Source organism: Streptomyces sp. NRRL F-525, from assembly GCF_000716605.1.
Lineage (GTDB): Bacteria > Actinomycetota > Actinomycetes > Streptomycetales > Streptomycetaceae > Streptomyces.
This window is the reverse complement of the sequence record NZ_JNXE01000001.1, coordinates 511,693-530,420: the sequence shown is the minus strand read 5'-3', so window position 1 is coordinate 530,420 and position 18,728 is coordinate 511,693. Positions and strand designations below refer to the sequence as shown.

Genomic DNA, 18,728 nt, shown 5'->3' with positions numbered 1-18,728 from the left:
GGGGCGTCCGCGATGAGACGGGTGCGCGCGGTGTGGCAGGGGCTGGGGCTCGCCGAACTCAACCGGCGCGGGCGGGAGTTGGAGCTGCTGCACCGGGCGATGGGGTTCGCGACGCTCGCCCTGGTCACCCTCGCACCCCTGCTGATCGTGGTGGCCGCGGCCGATCCGCTCGGGCACGGCGGGTTCGCGCTGTGGCTGGTCGACGGCATGGACCTGTCCGGCCGCTCCGCCCGTGCGCTCACCGACGTCTTCACCCCGCCCCGCAAGGTCATCGGCGCCACGAGTGCGTGGAGCGTGGCGCTGCTCGCACTCTTCGGGCTGTCCTTCGCGTCGAGTGTGCAGAGCGGTTACGAACATGTGTGGCTCCCGACCGGCGCCCCCTGGAACCGCATCTGGCGTCAACTCATCTGGCTGGTCATGCTGATGGGCTACCTGTACGCGCAGGTGCAGACCCGCAACGTCCTGGAGGGCACGCCCCGCATCCTGCTCAGCATGGCGGCCGGTCTGCTGTTCTTCTGGTGGGGCCCGCACTTCCTGCTCAACCACCGGGTCCCCTGGCGCTATCTGCTCCCGGGCGCCCTCGCCACGATGGCGGGCCTGGTCGGCCTGCGCTGGTTCTCGTACCTGGTGTTCACCCCGCTCCTGGTCACCAACGCGGTCAGCTACGGCCCGGTCGGCACGGTCCTGGTCGTGGAGTCCTGGCTGGTCGGCGTGGGCTTCGTGCTCTACGGCGGCGCGCTGGTGGGCAGGCTGCTGTGCGAGCGGTTCGGGGACCCGGACGCGGAGTTCCGCACGGAACCGGAAGCACCGGACGCCCCGGTGTCCGCCGAGCCGGAGGAACCGCCGACGCGCTCCGAACAGGACAAGGTGTGAGCCCTGGGCTCGGCTACCAGCCCTTCTCGAACATCCGGGCCACCTCGGCGATACGGACCTCGTCGCGCCGGTAGTACGTCCGCAGCCGGATCCGCCGCACGCGCAACAGGCCCATGCCCGCGAGGAGTTCGAGGTGCGTGTCGGCGACCTGGCGGGACACGCCCAGCTTGGCCGCCACCGCCTCCGAGGTGACACCGGCCTCGGGGACGTACCGATGGTCCGGGAAGTGGGTGGCCGGATCTCTCAGCCACTCCAGGATGTCCAACCGTCGCTGACCTGTCGGAGTCCTCAGCATGGCGTGACCCTCCGTTCTGCGCGCCGCTTGCCGCGTCCTCCCACTCTCCCGCAGCACGGTCCGCCACGTCCCGGACTCGGTGACCCTTGTCCGGGACCGAACGGTCCTGTTCGAGAGGGCCGGTCGGCCCTGGGGCGTGGGACGACGGGCGGGGCGCGATCGCACCGCTGGGACGGAACACCGGCTCCCGGGAACGGTGTTGGCCGAACCACACCGCCGTAGCCGAACAGAACCGCACGCCCGGCAGCGGACAGGTCCCCTCCACCCGCGGCTCACGGCTCGCGCGGGCGGAGGGGAGTCGGCTCAGCCGTCGAGTCGTACGACCCGGACGGCTCCGGCGGGGACCGCGAGGCCGCCCGCGGCGCGCTCACCGGTCAGCAGTTCGGTGCCGTCGGTGCCGAGCGGCACCTTGACGTCCGAGGCGCTGTGGTTGATCGCGAAGAGGAAGCTCCCCAACTCCCCTTCCCTACGCACGACTTCGACGTCGTACGGCAGCTCGGCGCGCGGCGCGATCCGGGCGTCCTCGGCCGCCCAGCCGAGCAGGGCGTCCAGGCCGTGGGCGTCGAGGCGGGTCGACACGTACCAGGCGGTGCCCTCGCCGAGGCGGTACCGGGTGACGGCCGGGTGGTCGGCGGTGAGGCCCTCGGCGTACGTCCACACGGTCTCGGCGCCGTCCGGAACGACGAACTCGGTCCAGACGTCGCCGGTGAGTTCGGAGCCGTCGGGTCCGGTGATGCGCACCCGCTGATCGGCCAGGAGCGGCGAGAACTCCTCGACCGTCAGGCCGAGTACGTCCCGCAGCGCACCCGGATAGGCGCCCTCGTGGACGGCGTCGTGCTCGTCGACGATGCCGGAGAAGTAGGAGACGACAAGGGTGCCGCCGTTCTCGACGTACCGCTTCAGATTGCGCCCGGCCGCCTCCGTCATCAGATACAACGCCGGTACGACGACAAGGGGATAGGCCGACAAGTCGGCTTCCGGGTGCGCGAAGTCGACGGTCAAGTGCCGGTCGTAGAGAGCCTCGTAGAACGCGTCGGCACGCTCGCGCGCGTCGTGGTCCTCGCTGGGGCGCCACGCCAGTTTCTGCGCCCACCACGAGTGCCAGTCCCATACGACGGCCACGTCGGCCCGCGTGCGCGTGCCGCGTATCTCGCCCAACTCCTCGACGGACGCGCCCAGTTCGACGACCTCGCGCCAGACGCGAGTCTCCGTGCCGCCATGCGGGACCATCGCGGAGTGGAACTTCTCGGCGCCGCGCCGGGACTGGCGCCACTGGAAGAACATCGCGCCATCCGAGCCGCGCGCCACGTGCGAGAGGGCGTTGCGGGCCATCTGGCCGGGGGCCTTGGCGGGGTTGCGGGGCTGCCAGTTGACGCCGGAGGTGGAGTGTTCGAGGAGCAGCCAGGGGGCGCCGCCCGCGACGGAGCGGGTGAGGTCGGCGGCCATCGCGAGGTTGACGTGGGTGCGGCGGCCGTCGGTGATCAGGTAGTGGTCGTTGGTGACGAGGTCGACCTCGCGGCCCCAGGCCCAGTAGTCGACGGACTCGCACTGGCTGAGGGCGGCCATGAAGTTGGTCGTCACCGGGATGCCGGGCGAGAGGCGGTGCAGGATGTCCCGTTCGGCGACGAAGTTCTCGCGCATCGTGGCGTCGGCGAACCGCGTGTAGTCCAGCGCCTGGGCCGGGTTGACGGCGGTCGGGGTGAGCCGTGGCGGGTTGATCTGGCCGAGGTCTCCATAGCGCTGGCCCCAAAAGGCCGTCCCCCAGGCCTCGTTGACCCCGTCCACCGTCTTGTACGTCGTGGTCAGCCAACGGCGGAAGTGGGCGGCGCAGGAGTCGCAGTAACAGGCGGAGACGGGGACGCCGTACTCGTTGAAGACGTGCCACAGCGCGAGGGCCGGGTGGTCGCCGTAGCGCTCGGCGAGTTGGGTGGTGATGTTCGCGGCGGCCGCGCGGTAGTCGGCGTTGCTGTGGCAGATGGCGCCGCGTGAGCCGAACTCGTAGCGGGTGCCGTCGGCGGTGACGGGCAGGGCCTCGGGGTGGGCGCGGTAGAACCAGGCGGGCGGGGAGACGGTGGGCGTGCCGAGGTCGACGCGGATGCCGTTCTCGTGCAGCAGGCCGATGATGCGGTCCAGCCAGCCGAAGTCGTACACACCCTGCTCGGGTTCCAGCAGTGCCCAGGAGAAGATCCCGACGCTCACCATGGTGACGCCGGCCTCTCGCATCAGCCGGACGTCCTCGTCCCAGACGCTCTCCGGCCACTGCTCGGGGTTGTAGTCCCCACCGAAGGCGAGCCTGGTGAGGCCCTTGGGGGTGGTCTCCGGCATGGATCTCTCCCGTAGTCGATCATTTGGGAACGTGCACACAGCACGCCCGAGGGCGCCGCCCCAACATAACCGCACGCCTGCGACCGCTGACAAGTGTCCCTGATGTTTCTCTGCTGTGAACGCTCCCAGCGCGGCGCTTCTGGCTGCGGGCCCGGGAGCCGTAGAGTCTGACCATGAGCAATACGGGGGGTCGGCGCAGACCACCGACGATCCATGACGTGGCGCGTGAGGCCGGTGTCTCGCGGGGCACGGTGTCGCGGGTCCTCAACGGCGGGCACTATGTGAGCCCGGCCGCGCAGGAGGCCGTCACCGCGGCCATCCGCAAGACGGGTTACGTGGTGAACCGGCACGCCCGTTCGCTGATCACGGGGCGCTCGGACTCGGTCGGTTTCCTGCTGACGGAACCGCAGGAGAAGTTCTTCGAGGACCCGAACTTCAACATCCTGCTGCGCGGTTGCACCCAGGCGCTTGCCGCGCACGACATCCCGCTGCTGCTGATGCTGGCCGGCACCGAGGACGAGCGGCGGCGCATCACGCGGTACATCACCTCCGGGCACGTCGACGGGGTGCTGCTGGTCTCCAGCCACTCCGGGAACCCGGTGGCGGAGGAGCTGAGCGAGGCGGGGGTACCGCTGGTCGCGTGCGGCAAGCCGATCGGGCTCGGCTCCAAGATCAGCTATGTCGCCGCCGACGACCGGGACGGCGCCCGTGACATGACCCGGCACCTGCTCTCCCTCGGCCGCCGCCGCATCGGCACGGTCACCGGCCCGCTGGACACGCCGGGCGGTGTCGAGCGCCTCGCCGGCTACAAGGAGGTGCTCGCGGAGTCGGGCATCGAGGTGGACGACAGCCTCGTCGTCTCCGGCGACTACAGCCGGCTCAGCGGCGAGCGCGGCGCCGAGCGACTGCTGGCCCAAGTCCCGGACCTGGACGCCGTGTTCGTCGCCTCCGACCTGATGGCACGGGGCGTGCTGACGACGCTGGAGCGGGCCGGGCGACGGGTACCGGAGGACGTGGCGGTCGGCGGTTTCGACGACTCCCCCGCCGCGCTGGCGTCCAGCCCCGAACTCACCACGATGCGGCAGCCGTTCGACCGGATCAGCGCGGAGATGGTGCGGGTGCTGCTGGCGCAGATCGGGGGCGAGGACACGGCGGCGGTGATACTGCCGACGGAGCTGGTGAAGCGGGAGTCGACGTGAACGGGCGGGCTTTCGGGGCGAGTTGAGGGGGCGGACTCCAGGCTCGCCCCCTCCTCGCCACGGTCAGGCGGACGGGTTGACGATCACCTCGGCCGTGTTGTTCTCGGTGTTCGCGTCGAAGGCGAGGGGCGTGCCGTCGTAGGCCCGGGTCGTGACGTGGCCCGTCGCGTCGGGGACGACCCGGTCGATGCGGAGCTGGAACGGGAAGCTGACGTCCAGGTCGGGCTTGGCCCACGTCGGCAGGGTGCAGGCGTAGTGGCCGATGGTCGGGTCCTCGCCGGAGGTCCAGGCGTTGTGGCAGGTCTTGGGCACGGACGTGGCGGTGGTGCCCTCCGGGAGGTGGAAGTCGATCGTGGTGATCGGATCGCCGGCGCTGACGTCGCCTGCCCAGGCGGGCCCGTGGTTGGCGAAGCGGAAGCCGGAGGTGACGGTGTCACCGGCCGCGCCGCTCACCGAGGTGCCGTAGACCGCGAAGTCGGCGGTGTTGTCCGCGTCGATGTGCCAGGAACGGCTGTTGTCGGAGCTGTCGAGGTCGGCGAGATCGCCGAGGGGCTCGACGTCGTAGTCGAACCGGTCGTACAACGCGCGCTCGGTGACGGCGAGTTGCAGCGGCTCCGGCAGTTCGACAGTGGCGCCGGGGGCGATGTCGGTGTCGAAGGAGCAGGTCACCTGCGTCATGCCGCTGCCGTCGACGTCCGGCCCTGTGTAGGTGCACTGCGGGTAGCGGGTGGTGACGTCGAGGCCGTACGTCGCCCACATGCTCAGGCTGAAGCCGTGGGCGGTCTCGTTGCCGGTGTTGGTGATCGCGTACGGCACGGTGAGGCTGGTGCCGGGCGCGACGCCGGTGGTGTCCTGCGGGGTGCTGATCCCGAGGTCGACGCCGGAGCCGACGGTGACGGTCGTCTCCGCGGAGCCCTCCTGGGCGACGAGTGTGCCGTCGGGTCCGCCGGTGGCCTCCGCGGAGTACGTGACCGTGCCCTGCGCTCCGACGGCGGCGCCGGCGACGGCCCGCGTCCTCAGCCGCACCTGCGGGCTGTAGCGGGTCGGCACGTCCCCGGTGTCGCACACGGCGACGGTGCCGGCGTCGTTCGGCGTGCAGTTGTCGGGCCAGGCCACCTCGGCGACCCCGGCGAGTCCGGAGGCGTCGACGGTCACCCGACCGTCGGTCACGGTGAAGCTGTCGTTGTAGTGGTAGATGCCGAGCGACAGCGGCCGGTACTGCGCCGCACCGCCGTCGGGGGCGACGGTGACCGTCTGGTCGCCCGGCGCGTGGATCCACAGGTAGTCGGTCTGCGGCGCGTCGTCGCCGAAGGCGGCTCCACTCCCGAGCCCCGCGACGACCAACGCCCCCACGGCTCCGGCACAGGCCCCGCGACGCAGCACACGTCCGACGGAGACAGGACTCATGAAATCCCCCAGCTGGGCAGAAGAAAGCCCGGCAAGTGACGTGCACCGGGCGGGAGTTGGACGGGGTGCCGGGGTGGAAGGTTGTAGGTGGGGGGCGTGGGGCGGGTGGTTCTTACCGTTTTCTTGATCGGCATCGCCGTGCCGGCAGCCACCTACAAGGGAGGCAGGCTGCGCTTCCCCACTCTCCGTCGGCGGCGGGGAACGACAGCCACGACGACGAAGAGGGCGACGGCGACCAGGCTCACCGCCTGCAGCAGGTGCGGCAACCAGGACCACCACGGATCGGGATCCAGCAGGGAAGCCACGATCGTGGCGACTCCGACGAGGAACACCGCCACCATGCAGGTCAGGAACAGCCACGGCGCACGACGGTCGGCCATGCTCCCCCCTCGTACGCCGCGAAGTCCGGTTCTCGTCAGCACAGAGTGCCACGGCCGCACCCGGCAGGAGCAGCCGGTCAGGATTGGAGAAGCCCCCGCGCCTCCCCCGCCCTAGCCTGAATTCACCGGCGAAATCCGTCGGACCACGCTTCACGGAGGAGCTCGTCATGACCGACGGACTGAACACGATCATCTACCCCGTCAAGGACCTGGACGCCGCGAAGGCCCTGTTCGGCGCCCTGCTGGGGGTCGAGCCGTACGCGGACGAGCCGTACTACGTCGGGTACAAGGCGGCGGGGCAGGACGTCGGTCTCGACCCGAACGGGCACTCCAGGGGGATGACCGGACCGGTGCCGTACTGGACCGTGGACGACATCCGGACACGGCTCGCGGCCATGGTGGAGGCGGGGGCGGAGCTGGTCCAGGACGTCCAGGACGTGGGCGGCGGCAAGCTCATCGCGTTCGTCAAGGACGCGGACGGGAACTTCGTCGGGCTCACCCAGAATCCGGCCGCCTGACGCACGCCGAGGACGGACGGCCCATACCCGCGCCACGACACCCCAGCTACTTGCGCGTGCACTAGTTGCGCACTCAATAACTGGCCGGATCGGTGTACCGTGCGGGTATGGCAGTGAAGTCGGCCGGTGCCCGGCAGCTAGAGGACCAGTGGCGGGACATCCTGTCCGTGCACGCGCGCACGATGTGCGAGATCGACCGCGTGCTGCACCCGCACGGCCTGGGCGCGAGCGACTTCGAGGTGCTCGACATGCTCGCGTCCGAGGCGCCCCAGGAGGGCGACCAGTGCCGGGTGCAGAACCTGGTCGGACGGGTCCATCTCAGCCAGAGCGCCCTCTCCCGTCTCATCGGACGACTGGAGAAGGACGGCCTCGTGGAACGCTCCGTGTGCATCGAGGACCGACGCGGGGTGTGGGTCGCGCTCACCCGCAAGGGGCGTGACCTCCACGCGGAGGTGCTCCCGCTCCAACGGAGCGTCCTGGCGCGGATGTTGGACGGCACCGAGGGCTGACAACGCCCCCCGCTCTCTGCACTCACCTCACCCCTCTCCACTTCCTCACACCACGAACTCCGCGCCGTCCATGAGTACTTGGACCCCCGCTCCGTTCACCTGCGCCCGCGCCGCCGAACTCGCGTCCAGCAATGGGTTCGTGTTGTTCAGGTGGGTGTAGATCCGGCGGACTCCGGGGTGACGGGCGAGGGCGGCGAGGCTTCCGCCGGGGCCCGAGACGGGCAGGTGTCCCAGGCGCGGCCGACCCGTACCGACACGGGCCGCCGTGCCCGCCTCCTCGGCCGTGAAGAACGTGCCGTCCAGCACCGCGCAGTCCGCCGTCGCCAGCATCTCGTCGAGGGTCTCGGACCAGGCCGCGACACCGGGTGCGTAGACGAGCGCCCCGCCGGTCGCCAGGTCCTCGATGCGGTACGCCGTCACCCAGCGGTCGTCCGCCGGGCGCGGCGGCAGGTACACCGGGGGCTTGGTGCCCATCGGGTGGGCTGTCACCACCAGGCCTCCGGCCAGTACGAACCCGCCCTCCGCGAGGCTGTCGGACCACTCCCAGGGCGCGTAACGATCGAGGACCGCCCGGGCCGGAGTCAGCGCCGCGAGGACAGGCCTCGGGGCGTACACCTTGAGGCCCGCCGCCCCGCGGAGTTCGGCCAGGCCCGTCACATGGTGGGGCTCGGCGTCGGTGAGGAGGACGCCGCGCACCGGGGTGTCGCGCGCGCCCGGTCCCGGCCAGAGCGCCGGGGTCGCGGTGAGCTGAGTGCGGATGTCGGGTGAGGCGTTGAGCAGCCACCAGTCGCGCGCGTTGCCGGTGACTGCCACGCACTCCTGCGTACGCGAGGGCAGTTTTCCGTCACGGGCGGCGGCGCACAGCGCGCAGGCGCAGTTCCACTGCGGGAAACCGCCACCGGCCGCGGTACCGAGCAGGACGACCCTCACGACGATCGCGCCCCCTTGCCGACTCACCCAACTCGCGGACCCACCGAATCTCCCCGAGGGATCTTTCCTCCAAAACGGGCCGGACTACCCCACCACAGGGGGCAGTTCAGGCCGATCTCCGACCGGCCCTCTCCCCCTCCCCCGGTCAACGCAACAGATCCCGTACGGCCGCGAAAGCCGCCTCCACCGTCGCCGGATCCGCCCCCGGCCGGGCCAGCGCGCTCATCGGGATCGGAGTGACGGAGGGCAGCCCGTCGTAGGGAGTCAGCCCGTCCGGAGCCGAACCGACCGCCGCGAGCAGCGCGACGCCCTGCCCCGTGCGGGCGATGTCGAGGACCCCCGCGAGATACCCCGCGTCGCCGACCACCGCGGCCGGTACCCCGTGCGCGGCGAGGGTCGAGATCGCGCGGCGACGGATCGCGCACGGGTCCTCGATCGCGACCAGCGGGACGGGCGCGGGCGCGGCCGGTCGCTGCCAGCCCGGCGTCGCGTGCCAGGTGAGCGGGAGGCCGCCGACCGGTGTGCCCTCGGTCGCGGCGGCCTCGGTGACGTACACCGCGACGTCGACGCTACCCCGTTCCACGGCCTCGACCAGACGGGCTGAGCGGTCGATGCGGAAGCGGACCCGGCAGCCGGGCCGCACCTCCTGGACGGCCGCGGTCAGCCGTGGCAGGAACTGGTCGGCCGCGTGTTCGGTGGAGCCGATCGTGACGGTGTCGCCGTCCACGTCGAGCAGCGTGCGTACGGCCTCGTCGTGCACGGCGAGGATGCGGCGGGCCTGCTCCAGGAGGAGCCGCCCCTCGGGCGTGAACCGGGTGCCCCGCCCCTCGCGCTCCACGATCGGGCGGCTCAGCGTCTTCTCCAGCCTGCGCACATGCTGGCTGACCGCGGACTGGCTCAGGGCGAGGGCCCGGGCCGCGCGGTGGAAGCCGCCGCAGTCGGCGATCGCGGTCAGGCTGCGCAGGGCCACGATGTCGAGGACAGGTTGGGGCATGCCGGTGACGGTAGCCGTTTCACGTATCGATCCGTATCGATCGCGATAACTGATCGATTTCGATGCGGAATCATCGTTGGACGCGATCGGTCGCCGCCGGTCATGATGGGCGCATGCTGCACACGACCGCTTTCGCTGCCCTTCTGACGCAGCGCCGAGTCATCGACTTCGGCGTGGCGTGCAGCGCGCGCTGTCGTTGATCCACCGCCTCTCCGCGGCACCCTTCCCGAGTCACAGCTGATCACGTCTGCCCTGCGCACTGACACGTGACGGCGGCTCCGGGCTGCTCGTTTCCTCCCCCTCTCCTCAATTCCCCTCCCCTTTCCCCTCGTTGGGAGCTGTCACCCCATGCCCTCTTCCTCCGTCTCGTCCTGGGACGAACCCGAAGGCCTCGCCGCGCGCGGCACGTTGATCGTGCTGGCCGGGCGGGGCGAACACGGCGGTGTCTACGAGCGGTTCGGCCGCCGGCTCGGCTTCGACGCCTACCGCGTCCGCGCCCTCGGCGACCCGACCGCCGACCCCGCCGTCCTGGAGCAGGCCGCCAAGCTGCTCGCCGACGAGTCGCTGCCCGGCCCGAAGGTACTCATCGGCTCCGACACGGGCGCGCTCTACGCCCTTCAGCTCGCCGCCGAGCAGACCGCGGGCGTCGACGCGCTGATCCTGGCCGGGCTGCCCACCGGCGCCTGGACAGCGGGCAGTTGGGAGGAGGAGGCCGCCGCCCGCACCGCCTGCCCGACCCACCAGGGACGCCTCACCAACGACCCCGACTTCCGGCGCGGCGCCATCGACGACGCCCCCGACCTGCCCGCACCCCGCCTGGACCTGGTGCGTGTCCCGGTCCTGGCCCTGCACGGCAAGGACGACCCGATCAGCCCGCTCGACCAAGCGCTGAGCGTCTACGACGGCCACCCGGGCGTCCAGACCGTGGTCTTCCACGGCGGCCGGCACGACGCCCTCAACGACGCGCTCCACCGCACCGCCGCCGCCACGGTCGTCCTGTTCCTCGAACGGCTCCGGCTGGCCCCCGAGGCTCCGGGGACCTCCGAAGTCCGCGAACTTCCCCTGATAGCCGAGGAGTTGACATGACCGGCCGCGTGACGACCACGGTCGCCGAGCTGACCGAACTCCTCGGCTCCGAGCAGCCGCCCGTCCTGCTCGACGTCCGCTGGGCCCTCGGCGATCCGCACGGCCGGGACCACTACGCGGAGGGCCACATCCCCGGCGCGGTCTACGTCGACCTGGACACGGAGTTGGCCGCACCGGCGAGCCCCGAGGGCGGACGCCACCCGCTCCCCGACTTCACCGAACTCCAGGAATCCGCCCGCCGTTGGGGCATCGGGACCGGCCGATCCGTCGTCGCCTACGACGACCTGGGCAACACGGCCGCCGCCCGCGCCTGGTGGCTGCTGCGGTACGCGGGTGTCACCGAAGTGACCCTGCTGGACGGGGCGTTGGGCGCCTGGCGGACCGCGGGGCTGCCACTGGAGTCCGGGATCCCCGCCGATCCGGCGCCGGGCGATGTCGTACTCCGCCCGGGTGCGCTGCCGACCACCGATGCCGACGGTGCCGCCGAACTCGCCGTATCAGGACTGCTGTTGGACGCCCGCGCCGGTGAGCGTTACCGGGGTGAGGTCGAGCCGGTGGACCCGCGTGCGGGGCACATCCCGGGAGCCGTGTCCGCGCCGACCGGCGAGAACCTGGCGGCGGACGGGACCTTCCTGGCACCGGAGTTGCTGCGCAAGCGGTTCGAGGAGCGGGGGGCCGGGGACGCGGCGCGCATCGGCGTCTACTGCGGGTCCGGGGTCACCGCTGCCCATCAGATCGCGGCGCTGGAGATCGCCGGGTTCGAGGCGACGCTGTTCCCCGGTTCCTGGTCCGCCTGGTCCGCCGACCCCGCGCGCCCGGCAGCGACGGGAGACCGGCCATGACGACGAAACCGCTGGACGCGGCCGTGCTGCCGCAGCAGAAGGAAGTCGCCACCGCACCGTCCACCCGGGTCACCATCCGCGGCACGGCGAAGACTTCGCGCCGCTTCACCGTGCCCCGTTCGGTGCGCCGGGCCGCCGGACCCGTCGGCCTCGTCCTGCTCTGGTTCCTGACCTCCGCCACCGGCGTCCTCCCCGAGTCCGTACTGGCCTCCCCCGTCGACGTCCTGCGTCAGGCGGTGGACCTCACGAAGAACGGCGAACTCCCCCACGCCATCGCCGCGTCGGGCCGCCGTGCCGCCATCGGCTTCCTGATCGGCGCGACCGTCGCGCTGGTCCTGTCGTTGCTGGCCGGGCTGTTCCGGCTCGGTGAGGACGTCATCGACTCCTCGATGGGCATGTTCCGGGCGATCCCCTGGGTGGGTCTGATCCCGCTGTTCATCGTCTGGTTCGGCATCGAGGAGACCCCGAAGATCGCGCTCGTCGCGCTCGGGGTGACGTATCCGCTGTACTTCAACATCTACGGCGGTATCCGCTCCACCGACGCCCAACTCGTCGAGGCCGCACGGATGATGGGGCTCGGCCGGTTCGGGCTGATCAAGTACGTGATCCTGCCGAGCGCGCTGCCCGGGGCACTCGTGGGCCTGCGGTACGCGCTGTCCACCGCGTGGCTGGCGCTGGTCTTCGCCGAGCAGGTCAACGCGGACGCGGGGCTCGGCTATCTGATGAGCAACGCCCAGCAGTACTTCCGTACGGACGTCATCGTGCTGTGCCTCGTCGTGTACGCGCTGCTCGGTCTCGCCTGCGACTTCGCCGTACGGATCCTGTCGCGCCGGCTGCTGACCTGGCGGGCCAACTTCGAGGGTGAGGCGTAGACATGGCCAACTCCGTTGAGATTCGGGGGCTTTCGCGGGCCTTCGACGGCAACACCGTCCTGCACGACCTCGATCTGGACATCCGCGAGGGCGAGTTCGTGGCCCTGCTCGGGCACAGCGGCTGCGGCAAGTCGACGCTGCTGCGGATTCTCGCGGGGCTCGACGACGAGATCGGCGGCGAAGTGACCGTGCCCGCGCGGCGCAGCGCGGCCTTCCAATCGCCGCGGCTGCTCCCGTGGTTGAAGGTGTGGCGCAACGTCGTGCTCGGGCTGCCGGGGCGTCCGGACCGGGCTCTCGCGCTCAAGGCGCTGGACGAGGTCGGCATCGCGGAGCGCGCGACCGTCTGGCCCAAGACACTCTCCGGCGGCCAGGCCCAGCGCGTCTCGCTCGCCCGTGCTCTCGTCCGCGAGCCCGAACTCCTGCTGCTCGACGAGCCGTTCGGCGCGCTGGACGCGCTGACCCGGGGCAAGGTGCAGGCGCTGGTCGCCGAGCTGTGGCGGCTGCACGGGTGCGCGATCCTCCTGGTCACCCATGACGTGGAGGAGGCGCTGCTGCTCGCCGACCGGGTCCTGGTGATGGACGAGGGCCGTATCGCCCACGAGGTGACCGTCGACCTGCCCCGCCCCCGTGATCTGACCGCCCCCGAGTTCGTGACCCTGCGCGCCCGCCTCCTGAACTGGCTCGGCGTGACCCGTACTTTGGAAGGAACCCCCTCGTGATCCGCAGAATCGCCGCCGCCACCCTGAGCATGACCGCCCTGCTGGCGCTGAGCGCCTGCGGTGCCGACTCCTCGGCGGACACCTCCGCCGGCGGGCAGGTCACCCTCACCATCGGCGACCAGGCCAAGACGCTCCAGACGATCATCGCCGCGTCGGACGCGCTCAAGGGCGCCAAGTACAAGGTGAAGTGGGCCGAGTTCCAGGGTGCGGCCCCGCTCTACCAGGCCGTGCAGGCGGACGCCGCCGACACCGGGTACTCCGCCGACCTGCCCGCGCTCCAGGCGCTCAGCGGCGGTGTCAAGATCAAGAACGTCGCCGCCCTCAAGAACGACGGCACGCATGTCGGGATCGTCGTCCGCAAGGACTCCGGCATCGACAGCGTGAAGGACCTCAAGGGCCAGAAGGTCGTGGTGTCCTCCGCGAAGGGCAGCATCTCGGAGTATCTGCTGGCCAATGTGCTGAAGCAGAACGGGCTCAGCTACAAGGACGTCAAGGTGCAGTACCTGCTGCCGACCGACGCGCAGGCCGCCTTCGCCTCCGGGAAGGTCAAGATCTGGGCGACGTTCGGTGTCTACCAGGCCGTCGGCCTGGAGCAGGGCGGCAAGCTCCTCGTCGACGGCGCGGACGGCCGGGTCAGCGGCTACGGCTTCATCAACGCCTCCGAGAACGCACTCGCCAACTCGGCGAAGAAGACGGCCCTTTCGGACTTCCTCCAGCGTCTGAGCACGGCGCTGAAGTGGACCAGCACCCACCAGAACGCGTACGCGAAGGCCATCGAGCAGCGCAACGGCGCCGACGCCACGGTCGCCAAGACCCTCGCCTCGGCCGCCTACAGCCAGGTGCTGCCGGTCACCTCGGACGTCGACACGACCGTCCAGCAGGTCGCCGACCTCATGAACAGCATCGGGGTCCTCGACCCGAACGTCGACGTGGCCAAGTCCGCCGACACCTCACTGCTCAAGTGACCTTTCCTTCCTAGGAGTTCGCTCATGCCTGTCGAGTTCATCAGCGCCGTCCACACCGACTCCGGGGCCTCGGGTCCCGCCGCCGCGAGCCGTACCGGCTTCGACGTCGACCATCTGCGCAAGTACGCCCGCGCGTTGGACGACGGCGGCTTCGACCACACCCTGGTCGCCTATCACTCGGCGTCACCCGACGCCTTCCAGGTCGCCCAGTTCGTCGCCACCCACACCGAGCGCGTCCGCCCGATCCTCGCGCACCGGCCCGGCGTCATCTTCCCCACGCACGCGGCCCGCGCCCTGGCCACGCTGGACCAGATCAGCAACGGCCGGCTGACGCTGCACATCATCTCCGGCGGCAGCGACGAGGAGCAGCGCAGGGAGGGCGACTACCTCAACAAGGCGGAGCGGTACGAGCGTTCGGACGAGTACATCCAGATCCTGCGGAAGGTGTGGCAGGCAGAGGGGCCGGTCTCGCACGAGGGCAAGCACTTCAAGTTCGAGGGCTACTACTCCGACGTGAAGCCGGTGAACGGCCTCGTCCCGATCTCGGTGGGCGGCTCCTCGCAGGACGCGTACCGGGTGGGCGGGCAGCAGGGCGACATCTTCGGACTGTGGGGCGAGCCGCTCAAGGAGACGGCCGAGCAGATCGCCTCCGTCAACGCGGTCGCCGATGCTGCCGGGCGCCCGCATCCCCGTATCTGGGTGTCGTTCCGCCCGATCATCGCGCCCACCGAGGAACTCGCCTGGGAGAAGGCCCACCGCACCCTCGGCGTCCTCAAGGACCAGGCGAGGAACACCGAGTTGCTCCGCCACTACCGCACCACGGGCCGCCCGGCGAACGTCGGTTCGCAGCGCCTCCTCGACATCGCCGAGCGCGGCGAGGTCCAGGACCGCTGCCTGTGGACGGCGCCCGCCGTCGCCACCAACGCCGCCGGTGCGTCAACTGCCCTTGTGGGTACGCCCGAGACGGTCGCGCAGGCGCTGCTCGACTACGTCGACATCGGCTGCGACCTGCTGTCGATCCGCGGCTACGACCCGCTCAACGACGCGATCGACTACGCCCGTCACGTGCTCCCGCTGGTCCGCCAGGAACTCGCCCACCGCGCGACGACCTCACAAGCCGCCTGACCTGTCCCCCTCCCTGATTGCGAACTCCCCTATGGAGACCCCGTGTTGTTCCGCCGTTCCCTGCGCGCGTCCGCCGCCGCCGTCGCCCTGCTGCTCCCCTTCGCCGCCGCCTGCGGAGGCAGCGCGAAGGCCGAGTCCTCGTCCGACGTCTCCTCCGTCACCCTCCGGGTCGGCGACACCGGCTGGAAGGTCGGCGAGGCCGTCCTCAAGTACGCCCACCTCGACGACACGCCGTACAAGGTGAAGTGGAGCCTGTTCCAGGGCGGCGACCAGCAGCTCCAGGCCGTCCGCGCCGGAGCACTGGACCTCGCCTCCTCCAGCGAGATCCCGCCCCTCTTCTCGGCGGCCGACGGCAACCCCAACTTCAAGGTCGTGGCCGTCCAGCGCGGCACCACCCTCAACCAGGAAGTCATCGTCCCCAAGGGCTCCAAGGTCACCGACATCGCCGGCCTGAAGGGCAAGAAGGTCGGCTACGTCCAGAACACCACCGCCCACTACTTCCTCTACGAGCTGCTGAAGCGGGCCGGGTTGAAGTGGTCCGACATCGACGCCAAGCCGCTGCTCCCCAACGACGGCCTCGCGGCCCTGAACGGCGGCTCCATCGACGCCTTCGCCTCCTACGGCACGTCGATCATCACCGCCCACCAGCAGGGCGCGACCACGGTCGGCTCCGGCGCGGACATCCTCTCCGGCAACTTCCTCTGGTCCGCCCGCGACAGCGTCCTCAAGAGCCCCGCCCAACGGGCCGCCGCCGCGGACCTGATCGCCCGGATCTCCAAGGCGTACGCCTACGTCCGCGACGGCCACGAGGACGGCTTCGCGAAGGTCACCGCCGACGCCACCCACCAGCCCGTGGCGCAGGCCAAGTCGGACCTGGTCGCCGCGCAGAAGCAACGCCCCACCCAGGCAAGGACGGTGGGCGCCGACACCATCGCCTCCCAGCAGAAGGTGGCCGACGCCTTCACCGAACTCGGCGCGCTCAAGAAGCACTTGGACGTGAAGTCCTTCTGGACCACCGCACTCAACTCCGACCTGAAGAAGGCCCTGTGACCGCCCGCATCGCCGAACTGGCCGCCGGCTACGACCAGTCGGGCGCCTTCCCCGCCGACTCCCTCCGCATCGCCCACGAGGCCGGACTCCTCACCGCGACCATCGGCGAGTCCTACGGCGGCCGGGGCGCCCGGGTCGAGGAGAGCGCGCGCATCCTCCACCGGATCGGGCAGGGCGACCCGTCGGTGGCCCTGATCGCGGCGATGACCCTCAACACGCACGCCCGGCAGGCCGTACAGCCGCACTGGCCCGAGGAGTTGTACGCGCGGGTGGTCAAGGAGTCGTTCGAGCGGCCGGTGCTCGTCAACCACGCACGCGTGGAACCCGAGTTGGGCTCCCCCGCACGCGGCGGGCTCCCCTCGACGCTCGCCCGGTGCACCCCGGACGGCTGGTCGCTGAGCGGCACCAAACGCTTCGTGACCGGCGCGGAGGGCCTGGACTGGTTCCTGGTGTGGGCCACGACCGACGAACCGGAACCGCGTGTCGGGACCTTCCTCGTTCCCGGCGGCTCCCCCGGCATCGACATCGCGGGCCGGTGGGACCAGTTGGGCCTGCGGGCCAGCGGCAGCCACGACGTGACGTTCCGGGACGTGGAGATCCCGTACGAGCACGTCATCGGCATCGGCCCGTACGGCGCGTCCGCCGAACAGGACAACCGGGCGGGCGCCTCTCTCCATCTCCCCCTCGCCGCCCTCTACTTGGGGGTGGCACGGGCCGCGCAGTCCTTCTTCCACACGTTCGCCCACGCGCGCGTGCCCGCCAACCTCGGTCATCCGGTGGCCCGTACGGAACGCTTCCGCAGGACCGCCGGGGAGATCGAGGTGCTGCTCGCCGGTGCCGAGCAGTTGGTGTTCGGCGGGGCCGCCCGGGTGGATGCCGGCGACTCCACCTACGCCCCCGAACAGGCCCTGGGGGCACGGGTGTTGGCCGACCGGAACGGAGTACGGGCCGTGGAACTCGCCGTGCGACTCCTCGGCAATCCCGGGCTCGCGCGGGGCAATCCGCTGGAGCGGCACTTCCGGGACATCCAGTGCGCCCCCGTGCACGCACCACAGGAGGACATCTCCCTGCTCGCGATCGGAACGAAGGCGTTGAATCCGTGAAGGCACGCACAGTGAAGGTACGGAACCGGTGACCACAGCTCCCCCCACCACCCCCACCGCCGCCGCCCGGCTCCTCGGTCTGCTCGCCCGGGATCTGCCGCCCGACCAACTGGCCACGGACCCGCGCACGTTGGGCGGGTACACCACGGACCGTTCGGGCACCCGCCCGGACGGTGTCCCGCTCGCCGTGGTGCACGCGCGGCGCACCGAGGACGTGACCGTCACGCTCCGGCACGCGCACGCGCTCCGCGTGCCGGTGGTGCCGCGCGGTGCGGGCACCGGTCTGTCGGGCGGGGCGTCGGCCGGTGAGGGGGTGCTCGTGCTGGACCTGTCCGGGATGAACCGCATCCTCGAACTGTCGGCCGACGACCAGCTCGCGGTGGTCGAACCGGGCGTGATCACCGCCGAGTTGGACCGGGCGGCGTGTGAGCACGGCCTACGGTACGCGCCCGATCCGGCGAGTGCGGCGATCTCGACGATCGGCGGGAACATCGCGACCAACGCGGGCGGGCTGCGGTGCGCGAAGTACGGGGTCACGCGGGACAGCGTGCTCGGTCTGGAGGCCGTGCTCGCCGACGGGACGGTGGTCACGACCGGCCGCCGTACCGTGAAGGGGGTCACCGGGTACGACCTCACCGCGCTGCTGACCGGCTCCGAGGGCACCCTCGCCGTCATCACCTCGGCGACGCTGCGGCTGCGTCCGGTGCCGGTGGCGACCGCGACGCTGGCCGCCTACTTCGACTCGTTCGAGGCGGCGGCCGAGGCGTCGTACGCGATCGGGCGAGCGGGGGTCGTACCGGCGCTCGCGGAGCTGCTCGACGGGCCGGTGCTGCGGGCCGTCGATCCGGCACTGGGCGAGCGCGGGTCGGCGCTGCTGCTGGTGCAGTGCGACGGGGCGGGGGCGGCGATCGAGGCGGAGCAGGTCGCGCGGGTGCTGGCGCCGCTGGCCACGTCGGTGGAGACCACGGCGGACCCGGTCGAGGCGGAGGCCCTGCTCGCGGCCCGACGGCTCGCCCTGCCCGCGCTGGAGCGGCTGGGACGGCCGCTGATCGAGGACATCGCCGTCCCGCGCTCGCGGCTCGCGGAGGCGGTCCGCGAGATCCGCGCCATCTCGGCCCGGCACGACGTGCCGGTCTACACGCTCGCGCACGCGGCGGACGGCAACCTCCATCCGATCATCGTGGTCGATCCGACCCTGGACCGGCTGCCGGACGCGGCCTGGGAGGCGGCCGGCGAGATCTTCGCGCTGGCACTGCGGCTCGGCGGGACGCTGACCGGTGAACATGGGGTGGGCGTGCTCAAGCGGCAGTGGGTGGCGGACGAACTCGGGCCCACCGCCCACGCGTTGCAGCGACGGCTCAAGGAGGCGTTCGACCCCAGGGGCATCCTCAACCCCGGAAAGACCCTCTGAGCACGCCGGATCGGATACCGCCGAACGGGTGAGGGCGAGTGATCCGAGGGTGGTGCGGGAGCACGTGCGAATGGCATGTGCCTCGACCGCCGTCCGAAGTCATCACTCGTCGTGACCGGCAACGG

19 protein-coding genes are annotated in these 18,728 nt (G+C 71.2%); 13 read left to right on the top strand and 6 right to left on the bottom strand.

Annotated features, from left to right (window positions below; translation table 11 throughout):
• Positions 1-12: 12 nt before the first annotated feature.
• A complete protein-coding gene (locus tag OO69_RS02350; RefSeq protein WP_051800721.1) occupies positions 13-873 on the top strand; it encodes a ribonuclease BN in 861 nt (286 codons plus the stop codon).
• Between the two features lie 13 nt (positions 874-886).
• Here the strand turns inward: OO69_RS02350 and OO69_RS02345 are convergent, their stop codons facing one another.
• Positions 887-1,168, bottom strand: coding sequence for a helix-turn-helix domain-containing protein (locus OO69_RS02345; RefSeq protein ID WP_033278606.1), 282 nt, complete (start codon positions 1,166-1,168; stop codon positions 887-889).
• Positions 1,169-1,471: 303 nt separating this feature from the next.
• The gene (locus tag OO69_RS02340; protein WP_033278605.1) at positions 1,472-3,493 is read right to left on the bottom strand and encodes a beta-galactosidase; all 2,022 of its coding nucleotides are present in this window, start codon (positions 3,491-3,493) and stop codon (positions 1,472-1,474) included.
• 167 nt (positions 3,494-3,660) lie between these two features.
• On the opposite strand from OO69_RS02340, the gene OO69_RS02335 reads away from it, so the two are divergent.
• Positions 3,661-4,692, top strand: coding sequence for a LacI family DNA-binding transcriptional regulator (locus OO69_RS02335; protein WP_033278604.1), 1,032 nt, complete (start codon positions 3,661-3,663; stop codon positions 4,690-4,692).
• Positions 4,693-4,755: 63 nt separating this feature from the next.
• Here OO69_RS02335 and OO69_RS02330 read toward each other — a convergent pair whose 3' ends face one another.
• A complete protein-coding gene (locus tag OO69_RS02330; RefSeq protein WP_199810863.1) occupies positions 4,756-6,099 on the bottom strand; it encodes a hypothetical protein in 1,344 nt (447 codons plus the stop codon).
• A 152-nt stretch (positions 6,100-6,251) separates the two neighbouring features.
• The gene (locus OO69_RS02325; protein WP_033278602.1) at positions 6,252-6,479 is read right to left on the bottom strand and encodes a hypothetical protein; all 228 of its coding nucleotides are present in this window, start codon (positions 6,477-6,479) and stop codon (positions 6,252-6,254) included.
• A gap of 167 nt (positions 6,480-6,646) precedes the next feature.
• On the opposite strand from OO69_RS02325, the gene OO69_RS02320 reads away from it, so the two are divergent.
• Positions 6,647-6,997: a VOC family protein gene (locus OO69_RS02320; protein WP_033278601.1), complete on the top strand. Its 351-nt coding sequence runs from the start codon at positions 6,647-6,649 to the stop codon at positions 6,995-6,997.
• Positions 6,998-7,104: 107 nt separating this feature from the next.
• Positions 7,105-7,506: a MarR family winged helix-turn-helix transcriptional regulator gene (locus OO69_RS02315; protein WP_033278600.1), complete on the top strand. Its 402-nt coding sequence runs from the start codon at positions 7,105-7,107 to the stop codon at positions 7,504-7,506.
• A 45-nt stretch (positions 7,507-7,551) separates the two neighbouring features.
• Here OO69_RS02315 and pqqB read toward each other — a convergent pair whose 3' ends face one another.
• Both pqqB and OO69_RS02305 read right to left on the bottom strand, forming a co-directional pair.
• Positions 7,552-8,436 carry a pyrroloquinoline quinone biosynthesis protein PqqB gene (pqqB, locus tag OO69_RS02310; protein WP_033278599.1) on the bottom strand — a complete coding sequence of 295 codons (885 nt, stop codon included), beginning with the start codon at positions 8,434-8,436 and terminating at the stop codon, positions 7,552-7,554.
• Between the two features lie 145 nt (positions 8,437-8,581).
• Positions 8,582-9,430 carry a LysR family transcriptional regulator gene (locus OO69_RS02305; protein WP_033278598.1) on the bottom strand — a complete coding sequence of 283 codons (849 nt, stop codon included), beginning with the start codon at positions 9,428-9,430 and terminating at the stop codon, positions 8,582-8,584.
• 348 nt (positions 9,431-9,778) lie between these two features.
• On the opposite strand from OO69_RS02305, the gene OO69_RS02300 reads away from it, so the two are divergent.
• The 9 genes from OO69_RS02300 to OO69_RS02260 are packed head-to-tail and all read left to right on the top strand — an operon-like array spanning position 9,779 to position 18,603.
• On the top strand, positions 9,779-10,516 hold the full coding sequence (locus OO69_RS02300) for an alpha/beta hydrolase (protein ID WP_033278597.1): 738 nt from the start codon (positions 9,779-9,781) through the stop codon (positions 10,514-10,516).
• Positions 10,513-11,358, top strand: coding sequence for a sulfurtransferase (locus OO69_RS02295; RefSeq protein ID WP_033278596.1), 846 nt, complete (start codon positions 10,513-10,515; stop codon positions 11,356-11,358). The genes OO69_RS02300 and OO69_RS02295 overlap by 4 nt, the downstream gene beginning before the upstream one ends.
• Positions 11,355-12,230, top strand: coding sequence for an ABC transporter permease (locus OO69_RS02290; RefSeq protein WP_078652259.1), 876 nt, complete (start codon positions 11,355-11,357; stop codon positions 12,228-12,230). The genes OO69_RS02295 and OO69_RS02290 overlap by 4 nt, the downstream gene beginning before the upstream one ends.
• A 2-nt stretch (positions 12,231-12,232) precedes the next feature.
• Positions 12,233-12,949, top strand: a complete 717-nt coding sequence (locus tag OO69_RS02285) for an ABC transporter ATP-binding protein (protein ID WP_033278595.1) — start codon at positions 12,233-12,235, stop codon at positions 12,947-12,949.
• Entirely contained in the window at positions 12,946-13,914 is a 969-nt protein-coding gene (locus tag OO69_RS02280; protein WP_033278594.1) for an ABC transporter substrate-binding protein, read from the top strand. Before OO69_RS02285 ends, OO69_RS02280 begins: the two co-directional genes overlap by 4 nt.
• 24 nt (positions 13,915-13,938) lie before the next feature.
• On the top strand, positions 13,939-15,039 hold the full coding sequence (locus OO69_RS02275) for an LLM class flavin-dependent oxidoreductase (protein ID WP_033278593.1): 1,101 nt from the start codon (positions 13,939-13,941) through the stop codon (positions 15,037-15,039).
• A 42-nt stretch (positions 15,040-15,081) separates the two neighbouring features.
• Positions 15,082-16,089 carry an ABC transporter substrate-binding protein gene (locus OO69_RS02270; RefSeq protein WP_033278592.1) on the top strand — a complete coding sequence of 336 codons (1,008 nt, stop codon included), beginning with the start codon at positions 15,082-15,084 and terminating at the stop codon, positions 16,087-16,089.
• Complete coding sequence (locus tag OO69_RS02265; RefSeq protein WP_033278591.1) at positions 16,086-17,192, top strand: acyl-CoA dehydrogenase family protein; 1,107 nt, start codon at positions 16,086-16,088, stop codon at positions 17,190-17,192. The genes OO69_RS02270 and OO69_RS02265 overlap by 4 nt, the downstream gene beginning before the upstream one ends.
• Before the next feature lie 28 nt (positions 17,193-17,220).
• Positions 17,221-18,603 carry an FAD-binding oxidoreductase gene (locus OO69_RS02260; RefSeq protein ID WP_033278590.1) on the top strand — a complete coding sequence of 461 codons (1,383 nt, stop codon included), beginning with the start codon at positions 17,221-17,223 and terminating at the stop codon, positions 18,601-18,603.
• The last annotated feature ends 125 nt before the right edge of the window (positions 18,604-18,728 follow it).

Excerpts from the sequence above, each read along its gene's own strand:
- OO69_RS02340 (WP_033278605.1), bottom strand. The coding sequence starts at position 3,493 with ATGCCGGAGACCACCCCCAAGGGCCTCACCAGGCTCGCCTTCGGTGGG.
- OO69_RS02290 (WP_078652259.1), top strand. The coding sequence starts at position 11,355 with ATGACGACGAAACCGCTGGACGCGGCCGTGCTGCCGCAGCAGAAGGAA.
- OO69_RS02320 (WP_033278601.1), top strand. The coding sequence starts at position 6,647 with ATGACCGACGGACTGAACACGATCATCTACCCCGTCAAGGACCTGGAC.
- OO69_RS02305 (WP_033278598.1), bottom strand. The coding sequence starts at position 9,430 with ATGCCCCAACCTGTCCTCGACATCGTGGCCCTGCGCAGCCTGACCGCG.
- OO69_RS02350 (WP_051800721.1), top strand. The coding sequence starts at position 13 with ATGAGACGGGTGCGCGCGGTGTGGCAGGGGCTGGGGCTCGCCGAACTC.
- OO69_RS02295 (WP_033278596.1), top strand. The coding sequence starts at position 10,513 with ATGACCGGCCGCGTGACGACCACGGTCGCCGAGCTGACCGAACTCCTC.
- OO69_RS02300 (WP_033278597.1), top strand. The coding sequence starts at position 9,779 with ATGCCCTCTTCCTCCGTCTCGTCCTGGGACGAACCCGAAGGCCTCGCC.
- OO69_RS02315 (WP_033278600.1), top strand. The coding sequence starts at position 7,105 with ATGGCAGTGAAGTCGGCCGGTGCCCGGCAGCTAGAGGACCAGTGGCGG.
- OO69_RS02275 (WP_033278593.1), top strand. The coding sequence starts at position 13,939 with ATGCCTGTCGAGTTCATCAGCGCCGTCCACACCGACTCCGGGGCCTCG.
- OO69_RS02330 (WP_199810863.1), bottom strand. The coding sequence starts at position 6,099 with ATGAGTCCTGTCTCCGTCGGACGTGTGCTGCGTCGCGGGGCCTGTGCC.
- OO69_RS02325 (WP_033278602.1), bottom strand. The coding sequence starts at position 6,479 with ATGGCCGACCGTCGTGCGCCGTGGCTGTTCCTGACCTGCATGGTGGCG.
- OO69_RS02285 (WP_033278595.1), top strand. The coding sequence starts at position 12,233 with ATGGCCAACTCCGTTGAGATTCGGGGGCTTTCGCGGGCCTTCGACGGC.
- OO69_RS02345 (WP_033278606.1), bottom strand. The coding sequence starts at position 1,168 with ATGCTGAGGACTCCGACAGGTCAGCGACGGTTGGACATCCTGGAGTGG.